Here is a 788-nt window from a genome sequence, read left to right as displayed (position 1 = left end):
GCTCAAGCGTACCGCCGAAGTCGTGTCATTCACACAATAGGGCCAACGCCTGTGTGGATGGGTAGGGGAGCGTCGTGTGCCGGGTGAAGCAGCCGTGTAAGCGAGTTGTGGACGGTTCACGAGTGAGAATGCAGGCATGAGTAGCGATACACACGTGAGAAACGTGTGCGCCGATTGACTAAGGGTTCCTGGGTCAAGCTGATCTGCCCAGGGTAAGTCGGGACCTAAGGCGAGGCCGACAGGCGTAGTCGATGGATAACCGGTTGATATTCCGGTACCCGCTGTGAAGCGTCAAACATTGAATCCACTAATGCTAAGGCCGTGAAGCCGCCCTGGAGCCTTCGGGCAAAGGGGAGTGGTGGAGCCGCCGGACCAAGGTGGTAGTAGGTGAGTGATGGGGTGACGCAGGAAGGTAGTCCAGCCCGGGCGGTGGTTGTCCCGGGGTAAGGGTGTAGGCCGTGCGGTAGGTAAATCCGTCGCACACAAGGCTGAGACCTGATGCCGAGCCGATTGTGGTGAAGTGGATGATCCTATGCTGTCGAGAAAAGCCTCTAGCGAGTTTCATGGCGGCCCGTACCCTAAACCGACTCAGGTGGTCAGGTAGAGAATACCGAGGCGTTCGGGTGAACTATGGTTAAGGAACTCGGCAAAATGCCCCCGTAACTTCGGGAGAAGGGGGGCCATTCTTGGTGATCCGTTTTACACGGTGAGCTGGGGGTGGCCGCAGAGACCAGCGAGAAGCGACTGTTTACTAAAAACACAGGTCCGTGCGAAGCCGTAAGGCGATG

Annotated in this window: 1 rRNA gene; it reads left to right on the top strand. The window is 57.6% G+C overall.

Going from position 1 to position 788, the window contains the following annotated elements:
* Positions 1 to 788 (top strand): 23S ribosomal RNA (locus CA983_RS44440); the annotation flags it as partial.

The sequence above is a fragment of the Streptomyces swartbergensis genome (assembly GCF_002148965.1).
Lineage (GTDB): Bacteria > Actinomycetota > Actinomycetes > Streptomycetales > Streptomycetaceae > Streptomyces > Streptomyces swartbergensis.
The sequence above is the reverse complement of the archived record's forward strand: the minus strand, read 5'-3'. Positions and strand labels throughout refer to the sequence as shown.